Raw genomic sequence first — 9,819 nt, 5'->3', positions numbered from 1 at the left:
GTTTCACTCACTATTTTGAAGTGGGGGTCTTACAGCCTGTTAATACGGGATAAAACAGTAACAGGGAAGCAAGGACAGGTTACTGTCAAAATCGACTACGGTATAGATGAAGTGAATCCAGCCGATTTTGATGCTCTTCTTATTCCTGGCGGTTTCTCACCAGATTTGCTACGAGATGATGATCGTATTGTCGCATTTGCAAAGCATTTCATGGATGAAATGAAGCCCGTATTTGCCATTTGTCACGGTCCACAATTATTAATTACTGCAAAGTCTTTAGAAGGTCGCGATACAACAGGCTATAAATCCATCAAAGTAGATTTAGAATATGCAGGTGCGAAGTTTCATGATGAAGAAGTTTTTGTTTGTCAAAAGCAGCTTGTGACAAGTCGCACACCAGCTGACTTACCAGCGTTTAACCGAGAAATTGTGAACCTTTTACAGGAAAAGGGACTATAATAAGGTTATAGCAAAATTCATAATGTGAACTGCCCCCCGATTGTTCAACATACTAACACAATTGGAGGGGCAGTTTTTTTGTGCTAAACTTCACTAATCAACACCTAGTTATTCGCCTTGCTTATGGACACTTTTGATTTTCGGTAACGTAATGATGATTGTTGTGCCTTTACCAAGTATCGATTGGACAGTGATTTGTCCGTTATGCAGCTCGACAATTCCCTTCGCAATATTCATGCCAAGACCAGATCCATCCTTTCGCTCCCCCGTATTTGTACCACGATAATAGCGGTCAAATAGCGTTTTTAAAGCATTCTCATCGATGCCAACACCGTTATCCTGAACTGTAATCACGTTATTAAAGCCTTGCTCATGCACATTCACATGAATCGCTGTATTTTCAGGGTTGTGCTTAATTGCGTTAAAAATGACATTATCAAGTACGCGAATAAACCATTTTGGATCAATCGCTGCATATAGGGGATGCTCAGCCTTATTAAAAGTAAGCTGAACATGCTGCAATGTTAAATCACGCTGATACGACTGAATATATTGCATTAACCATCTATTTAGCTCTACGCTTTCCAATTGTAGCTCGAGGACATGGTTTTTCAATTCAAAGACGAGTGAAAAATCGTTAACGAGTTGGACGATATGGTCACTTTTTTCACGAATCGTTTTCCCCATTTCTTGCATTTCATCTGCTGAAAACGTATATTGCTTGCTTTCAAGTAAATAGCCATATCCTTGAATGCTGGAAAGAGGAGTGCGGATATCATGTGAAATACCAGCCATCCATTCCTCGCGTGTTTTTTCAAGTTGTTGACGTTCCTTTGTGGATTGCTCAAGTTTTTTTGCAGCTATATTTAGAGCTTGGATAACTTCTTGGTAAAGTCGATATTTAAAGCGTACCTTACCAGACTTTTTAAACACTGCGCGCTTTTCCTTTTCTGTAAAGACATCAAATTGTCCAGCGTCGATGCGATCAATCCATTTAGTCATCATTAATAAAGGGCGACCATAGCGATAGCCATTCCAAATTGAAAAGATAATAGCGATGAGCAAACTAATACAGCCTGCAAGTAAAATGGCTTGTATTTCCTTTTGGAAAAACCATTCGTCCTCATAAATTTCTTGCCCATCCTCTGTAGAGTATAGTAGCCAAGTCGTATTCCAATGTGGATCACTATAAAAGGCTATATCTCCTTTGTACCTTCCAGGTTCATGCATTAGGCTAAAAAGATTAAGCTTATTAGAAGGTAAAAGGCTTTCTTTTCCAAATGTTAAAAGGCTTTCATCTTGCTGGAAAATATAAAGAACGCCATTTAATTTTTCAAGCTCCTGTTGAAGTGTATTTTGTTGTTGCTCGACAACAGCACCGTCCTGTCCGAATTGTTCTATTAGTCCAGTAAGAAGCTTTTTAGTTGGCTCATAATAACCAAATAAATAGTAATGGGGCATCTCCCCCCATGAGTGGCTGTAATACGTATCAATCCGATAGTCACCGAGCATTTTTTCCTCATTTATATGCAATAACTCATTCGCTGTGTAGCTTGTTGCTAAATCATCTACTGTATTAGCTGTATAAATGACATCGCCGTTACTATTGATGATTTGTAGCCACATATTGTGAACCTTCAGCAACTCAATCCATTTTTCACCAAGCTGTACAGTGCCATCTTTTTTAATAGTAGTGGACAGCGGTACATTTTCAGTAAGCCCGACTTGAGGATTTTTTCGGAAGTCATCTTCTGTTAGAAGGCTAACGATAAAAACAAACATCAGTAATGTCAGAGCAAAGAGTGCGATAAATAAAATAATAAATTGTAGCGCAAAGTGAAGAGCAATTCGCTGTTGGATTTTCATTGCTTATTCTCCTTCACAAGCTTATAACCAAGTCCACGAACTGTTACTAAATAGCTTGGCTCACTTGGGTTTGGCTCGATACGCTCGCGAATGCGGTGAATATGCACCATCACCGTATTATCATCAGAATCATTTTGATACCCCCACACAGCTGTAAACAGCTGCTCTTTTGAAAGAATTCGATTTGGATTTTTACAAAAATAGAGAAGTAGTAAGAAAACTTGAGCTGGGCAAGAAATAATTTTTCCAGCAACTATTAATTCTCCACGATCCTCATCAACAACGAAATGACCAAAATCGAATAATTTCTTATGAATTGGAGCAGCTACATTTGTTATAGGCTGCTGTCGTCGTATAAACGCTTTTATACGTGCAACAATTTCGAGCGGGTTAAACGGCTTTGTTACGTAATCGTCGCCTCCTCGCTCAAAGCCAGTTAGCACGTCAAAATCTTTTACTTTTGCTGTTAAAAATAAAATATAGGCGTCTGTTAGCTCACGAATATCTGAGCAAAGCTCGAAGCCGTTTGCATCTGGTAGCATTACATCTAAAATAATAAAATCCACACGGTTATTTTTAATATATTCCATCGTTGCTGCTCCAGTAGCTACTTGATGAACATTTGTGAATCCTTCCTTCTGTAAAACCATCGCAATCATTTGAGTAATCGATTGCTCATCATCGACAAGTAAAATATGGAGATTGTTCAAATAACTCACCTCTCAACACATATTTATTTTCATACTAACATACCGACTTTACGACAACCTAAACAAAATAAACAATTGTTAAGGTTCCAGTAAGGTATAGTTTGCTTCGACGTAAACTAGGGGCGATAAGCTAAAGTTAACAAATTTAACTTAATTCGTCAGAGTGTTTCTTTGTGAGTGTGCAAACAATCGCTGAATAAGAGGAACTCAATCTAAGAGCGCCATGTTACATGGCAACGGCTGAGTAACCAGCGAAGCCAAAGGGCTTACTTGGAAAAACCTGAACGCAATTACGTTGAGGCGAAATTAAGATAAGGTGGTAATGAGGATGGAAAGCAGAAAAGGACGTATTCATACAATTGATGGTATTCGGGGCCTTAGCTTATTCGGCATTTTATGTGCCAATATGCTTATTTTCCAATATGGGATGTATGGTCAGTGGAAGATGGAAGTTTTTCATATTAGTATGTTTGATCACTGGATGAATGATTTTTTATCAATAGTTTTTGTTGGTAGCTCTATGCCGATTTTTACATTTTTATTCGGCTATTCGCTTGTTATGATGGGGAGTAGCCTTGAACGAAAAGGACTTCCAGTAAAGTGGAGTTTATTTAAACGGGCAATTTTTTTAATCATACTAGGCGTATTGCATAGTACATATTTATGGGAGGGAGATATTCTATTAATGTATGGAATTCTATCGATTTTCCTTCTTGTTTTTGTACGCCGTAGGGCAAAGACGATACTTATTTGTGCGATTGGTCTGTGTCTCATTCTTGGTGGTCTCGCCTTTATGGGGATGATGAATGGACCGGAAGGAGTACTAAACGAGTTATCCAATCCACAGGTTCTGACACCGTATATTGAGAAAACTACAGAGGTGTATAGCTCTGGAACATATGCGGAAATTAAAGAATACCGCAATAATATTTATCCGCCAGAAGGAGACACACCAGAAAAGGACACATTTGGAGAAAAATTTGCAATGACGCTCTTAGGAATTTTGGTTATTATGCCGATGTTTTTAATTGGGATGTACGCAGCAAAAAAACAATGGTTCGTTGACGTTGCAGAAAAAAGTAAACGTTATCGGACATTGGCAATCACTTTTATTGTAGGTGGCCTCGTATTGAAGGGCTATGCGCAATTCGCTGTTGAGGGGGTTTTAAAGGGGACTGGCGGAATTATCGGACCATTTATGCTATCTTTCGGCTACATCTTTCTCATGGCTTTGTTATATACAAATGTATCCTTCCGCAATAAACTGAAAGGCTTCGAAGCTGTTGGAAAGTTGTCGTTAACAAACTATATTTTACAAACGGTTATTTGTACAACAATTTTTTATGGCTATGGTTTCGGCTTATTTGGAAAGCTCGGTGTCACGCTTGGCTTTGTATTAAGCATCGTTATTTATACACTGCAAGTTGTTGGAAGCTATTATTATTTACAGCATTTTAAAACAGGACCATTAGAGTTTATTAATCGAAAATGGGTATATTTCTCACTGAAGCGTAAAAAGAAGCGACCGATATTGGAAGAGCAAATATTATAAAACGGAAATACCAACCGATAAAATAAAAACTGTATGGAGGGTGCACCTTCCATACAGTTCTGTAAATTTAAAAAGGCAGATGATTGACGAACTGGTATATTTTTTGTATGATGAAAAGGCTTATTGCATGCGCTACAAAGGAGGAAATGGAAAGCGCACTATAAATTACACAGGAAAACAATTATAGCGCCTGAGCTAAGGAAATAGAGCGGATATCATTCTTAGTTGACGAGGTGGAGGTTTATCGAAAATTCGGCGGGTGCCTCCCGATTGACAATGCCCAGTCGTCATATTCGTTTTTAAAGCAGAAAAGCAATTTTCTGTACAGAGAAGCGAATCGGCATAAAATAGCGAGAACAAAACTACAAAACCTACAACAAATGCGCCTGTTATACAGAACAGCCAGATGCAAAAAGGTCGATGATTTGTAGCTTATTTCGTATTGTCTAAAATATTGAGTTGATTATAACAGTGCAACTTCAATTAGTGATTCCACTGATTGTTGGTTGAACAAATCAGGCAGTTAACCGCCTATCTCACATTTTCAGTTTGTGATAGGGTCTTTTGCTTTTGACTGTAGAAATAAGTACTGTCCGTTAATGCGGGGTAAATCGTAGTTTTGTTCCTCGAAACGACTTGGAGGAAACAGAAAATGTGTGGAATTGTTGGATATAATGGGTTTGTAGATGCAAAGGAAATTTTATTAAAAGGTTTAGAAAAACTAGAGTACCGTGGCTATGATTCAGCAGGTATTGCTGTTCATAATGAAGAAGGTATTACGGTATTTAAAGAAAAAGGTCGCATTGCCGATTTACGCAAGGCAGTTGATGAGGATGTCGTATCGACAGTTGGAATTGGTCATACGCGCTGGGCAACACATGGTGTACCAAATCGCCGTAATGCGCACCCGCATCAAAGTGCGAATGGTCGTTTCACACTTGTGCACAACGGTGTCATTGAAAACTATCATTTATTGCAAAAAGCTTATTTAAAAGGTATTCAAATGCAATCTGATACAGATACAGAGGTGCTTGTACAGCTAATCGAGCTATTCGTAAAAGAAGAAGGCTTATCGACGGTAGAAGCTTTCCGTAAAACATTATCTTTAGTGCACGGCTCTTATGCATTAGCGCTATTAGACAATGAAGATGCGGGCACAATCTACGTAGCAAAAAACAAATCACCACTGCTTGTCGGTGTTGGCGAAGACTTCAATGTCGTAGCATCTGATGCGATGGCAATGCTACAAGTAACGGATCAATTTATTGAGCTACACGATAAAGAAATCGTTGTTGTACGTCGCGACAGCGTAGAAATTTCAAAATTAGACGGTCGTATTGTAGAGCGCGCACCATACAAAGCAGAGCTAGATATGAGTGACATTGAAAAGGGCACATACGCACACTATATGTTAAAGGAAATGGATGAACAACCTAGCGTTGTACGCAAAATCATTCAAGCATATGAGTTAGATGGAGAGCTAGCAATCGATGAAGAAATTTTAACGGCAATCAATGCAGCAGATCGCCTTTATATTATCGCGGCAGGCACAAGCTACCATTCGGGACTTGTAGGAAAAGCGTATTTTGAAAAAATGGCTCAAATCCCTGTCGAAGTGCATATTTCGAGTGAATTTGGCTACAATATGCCACTTCTTTCAGAAAAGCCATTATTCATCTTCCTTTCACAATCTGGTGAAACAGCAGACAGTCGTCAAGTGTTAGTGAAAGTGAAGGAAATGGGCTATCCAGCACTAACAATTACAAACGTACAAGGCTCAACGTTATCACGTGAAGCAGACTACACGCTGCTTTTACACGCAGGTCCAGAAATTGCTGTAGCTTCAACAAAAGCTTACGTTGCACAGCTTGCAGTACTCGCTGTAGCAGCATACGTAGCAGGAAAAGCGCGCGGCAATGCTATCGACTTCGACTTAAAGCAAGAGCTAGCAATTGCTGCAACAGCCATCTCAGCAATCATCGATTCAAAGGAAGAGATGGAGCAAATAGCGGAAGATTACTTAAAAATCGCCCGCAATGCCTTCTTCATCGGACGCAACTTAGACTTCTGCGTCAGCCTAGAAGGTGCTTTAAAGCTAAAAGAAATCTCTTACATCCAGGCGGAAGGTTTTGCTGGTGGGGAATTGAAGCACGGTACAATTGCTTTAATTGAAGAAGGCACACCTGTCTTTGCCTTAGTGACACAGGAGCAGGTAGCCCTGAATATTCGCGGGAATGTGAAGGAAGTTGTAGCACGCGGAGCTAACGCCTGCATCATCGCAAGTGAAGGCTTAGAGGAAGAAGGCGATCGCCTTGTTCTTCCACATGTACATCCATTGCTAACACCGTTAGTAAGTGTGGTGCCATTACAGCTGATTAGCTATTACGCAGCATTACACCGTCGCTGTGATGTAGATAAACCACGTAATTTAGCGAAGAGTGTTACGGTGGAATAGGTTGCTGTGGATTTGAAATGAAGTTGTAGATTTGAAATAAAGGCACGATGAAACACCCCCTTAGATTATTTTTGTCTAAAGGGGTGTTTTTATGTCTAAAAGAGCTAGAACATCTAAAATTGAAAAATGGATTAAAGAAGGTCGAGGCTCAGGTATTGGAGCTGATTATAAGTGCAGATGTGAAAAAAATCTAGATGAAATCGAGGTTGCTATTAGCAAGGCAAAGGATAAGCATAATCAGTTCTTAAAAGAGCTTGGATTGCCTGAGTTATCTTAAAACGAGATGATTACGCAATATAAGTTCTTTACAATCTAATAGTTATATATAAATGAATATTTTTTTATACAAAATTAAAGTTTTTAAATCTTCTTGTTCAAGTAAAGTTTTTTTATATTGAATAGGAATTAAGTAATGATCTTCTACAATTGTTGAGTAACACAATTAGGAAATGATCAAACTTTTTTATAAAATCAAAGCATAGATCTAATGATAAAGAATCCATTTTGATCAAACTTTTTTTCAAAATGGATTCTTTTTGTTTACCGTAAAATGCAGATTTGCGAGGTGTTTTTAAGCAAACTTTATTCCAAACCAACATTAAAATCTAAATTGATTTAAGAATAAAAGCTCTACTAGTAAAAAAGAAATAATTAATATCCCTATTGAGTATAGAGTGATTGTTAAAATTTTGTAATTGTTGCTATTAGATTTACTTTCTGATAGCATTGATTCAATATATTTAATTTTGAAGTAATAACTCAATATAAATATTATAGATATGATTAACCAAACTAATATTCCCATATTACACCTTTATCCTTATAATTAATTTTAATCACCAATTTAATATAGCATAGGAGTTTAAAGTTGTATTTCTAATCACAGGAGTAACAGCCAGACCCATTGATGGGTAAACTGTAAAAGATGGTGAGAATGAGATTGAGTAATGACCATACCTCACAAGAATATTAAATAAACCTGATGATTTCTTAGTATAAAGGTATTGTCCCACATATCCCTTGTGTTCTGTAAAACCAAACCCACTCTTTAAATTAAATCTAAAACCTACTCCTGCTAAGGATGCATAATCATCTGGTTGTGTAACTGACTTCCCAGTTTGCCATCCGAATGCGCTATATGGACCGTCTCTGTAAAAATATTTGGCTTCATATTGTGCAATGTCCCCTCTGTTATTTATTGGAAAAGATAATTCGGCAGAATCTGGCCAACCAATCGAAAGTGCATCAGTCCATCTATTTGGAGGACTTTTAAGCCAATTAAAATTACCATATACATAGATTTTCTTTTGACCAACTTTATCACTATTCACTTCAAATGCAGCTGCTCCTACTGTAATATCTGTATCTTTTTCGACGAATGGTGAAATATTATTTAATTTATTATTTTCATCTAAAACTAAATGTTCTTGATTAAAATAAATTTTTTTTGCATTATTATTGATTAATTGTTGTAAAACCTCTACAGGAAATTCGTTAATTTCACTTTCAGTAAGACCTACACTATTAATCAAAATTGCAATGTCCTCATCTGCTAGTAAATCAATAGTTTTACTTTCATTAGCGCTTGCCATTAAGGCATTAGAAAATAAGAAAATGGAAAAGAATAATAGTAAGCTTTTTAGTTTCATAAAAATTCCTCCTTTTACTTTCAATGAAATAATTAAGATGTTTCTTAAATATAAGAATTGGTGATTAACCAGTGAGCCATAGACCAAGAGCATTAACAACTTCAATAATTAAATCTACCATATGCATACCTCCTTTTAATAATTTTATCTCATATTAGAATTATATGTTAAAATAGTTAAAAATGAATAAAGTGAGGGATTCTATGAACTTAATTGGTTTATCTGTAAAACAAATTAGAATTTCCAAAGGGTTGACACAATCATATATATCTGATTATTGTCAAATATCACAAAGCAACTATGCTAAATTTGAAAAAGGAATTATAGATATTCGTGCTTCAACATTTATAAGTATATTAGATTCGATGGATATACCATATCATGAGTTTATGTATATCCATAATAAATACAACTTATCAAAAAAAGATGCAATTTTATATAAATTTTTCAATATTCCTTTTAATGGAATTGAAGAATTGAATAATTGAATAATTTACAAATGGAATGTCGCTCATATTTATCAAGTTATAATAGCCCAATCATTAAGGAAGCATATACTTTATCTAAAGCATTATTAATGATTTATAAATATAATGATTTTAATGAAGCTCGACAAATTGCAAAGCCTATATGGGAACGACTATGTAAAAGTAATGATTTGTACTTGTATGATCTATACTTTTTAAATGCTATTCTTTATATTTTCTCTTTTGAAGAAGCATTGAATTTAAAGAATTTCTTATTTAGAGGATATGAGAAATATAAGAATCTCAATAATACAATACCTATTTTTCTTAACACTCATATTAATTTATCTTTATTATCTATAGAACATAAAAGATATATTGATGCTCTAAAATATTTAGATATTGCGGAGAATATATGTAAAGAACAGCGATTATACTTCCAATTAGCAGTTATATATATTAGAAAGGGAATATGTTTAATTAATTTAACTAGGAAAGGAAAAAAAGAAATCGAAAAAGGTTTGAATTTAATGAGAATGTTTGATGAGAATGAGGCGCTTATAATTTTGAGACAGGAAATAAAAATATATACTGGCTTAAAATTTACACTAGAGTGAACAAGCAATACGATAGTTGTACTGATGTTGGATGCAATTGATAT

General features: G+C 36.1%; 8 protein-coding genes and 1 pseudogene. 6 read left to right on the top strand and 3 right to left on the bottom strand.

Translation table 11 applies throughout. From position 1 onward, the window contains the following. The coding region (locus C9J34_RS19110; RefSeq protein ID WP_107841772.1) for a type 1 glutamine amidotransferase domain-containing protein at window positions 1-459 on the top strand (459 nt) is incomplete at its 5' end. A 108-nt stretch (window positions 460-567) separates the two neighbouring features. Here the strand turns inward: C9J34_RS19110 and C9J34_RS19105 are convergent. Beyond that, window positions 568-2,325 carry a sensor histidine kinase gene (locus C9J34_RS19105; protein ID WP_107841770.1) on the bottom strand — a complete coding sequence of 586 codons (1,758 nt, stop codon included), beginning with the start codon at window positions 2,323-2,325 and terminating at the stop codon, window positions 568-570. Beyond that, window positions 2,322-3,035 carry a response regulator transcription factor gene (locus C9J34_RS19100; RefSeq protein WP_107841769.1) on the bottom strand — a complete coding sequence of 238 codons (714 nt, stop codon included), beginning with the start codon at window positions 3,033-3,035 and terminating at the stop codon, window positions 2,322-2,324. The genes C9J34_RS19105 and C9J34_RS19100 overlap by 4 nt, the downstream gene beginning before the upstream one ends. Before the next feature lie 328 nt (window positions 3,036-3,363). On the opposite strand from C9J34_RS19100, the gene C9J34_RS19095 reads away from it, so the two are divergent. From C9J34_RS19095 to C9J34_RS22770, 3 genes and pseudogenes are all read left to right on the top strand, one after another. Next, the gene (locus C9J34_RS19095; protein WP_193769087.1) at window positions 3,364-4,587 is read left to right on the top strand and encodes a DUF418 domain-containing protein; all 1,224 of its coding nucleotides are present in this window, start codon (window positions 3,364-3,366) and stop codon (window positions 4,585-4,587) included. A 652-nt stretch (window positions 4,588-5,239) separates the two neighbouring features. Next, on the top strand, window positions 5,240-7,042 hold the full coding sequence (gene glmS / locus C9J34_RS19090) for a glutamine--fructose-6-phosphate transaminase (isomerizing) (protein ID WP_107841767.1): 1,803 nt from the start codon (window positions 5,240-5,242) through the stop codon (window positions 7,040-7,042). A gap of 91 nt (window positions 7,043-7,133) precedes the next feature. Then, a pseudogene (locus C9J34_RS22770) lies at window positions 7,134-7,214 on the top strand (PDDEXK family nuclease); the annotation flags it as partial. 664 nt (window positions 7,215-7,878) lie between these two features. On the opposite strand, the gene C9J34_RS19080 reads toward C9J34_RS22770, so the two are convergent. After that, window positions 7,879-8,691, bottom strand: coding sequence for a hypothetical protein (locus tag C9J34_RS19080; protein ID WP_107841766.1), 813 nt, complete (start codon window positions 8,689-8,691; stop codon window positions 7,879-7,881). Window positions 8,692-8,894: 203 nt separating this feature from the next. Here C9J34_RS19080 and C9J34_RS19075 point away from each other — a divergent pair, with 203 nt between their 5' ends. Both C9J34_RS19075 and C9J34_RS19070 read left to right on the top strand, forming a co-directional pair. Continuing rightward, on the top strand, window positions 8,895-9,179 hold the full coding sequence (locus C9J34_RS19075; protein ID WP_193769086.1) for a helix-turn-helix domain-containing protein: 285 nt from the start codon (window positions 8,895-8,897) through the stop codon (window positions 9,177-9,179). After that, on the top strand, window positions 9,176-9,775 hold the full coding sequence (locus tag C9J34_RS19070; RefSeq protein WP_153062656.1) for an Rgg family transcriptional regulator: 600 nt from the start codon (window positions 9,176-9,178) through the stop codon (window positions 9,773-9,775). The genes C9J34_RS19075 and C9J34_RS19070 overlap by 4 nt, the downstream gene beginning before the upstream one ends. Window positions 9,776-9,819 lie beyond the last annotated feature (44 nt).

This window comes from Metasolibacillus meyeri, assembly GCF_003049505.1.
GTDB classification, from domain to species: Bacteria; Bacillota; Bacilli; order Bacillales_A; family Planococcaceae; genus Metasolibacillus; species Metasolibacillus meyeri.
The sequence above is the reverse complement of the archived record's forward strand: the minus strand, read 5'-3'. Positions and strand labels throughout refer to the sequence as shown.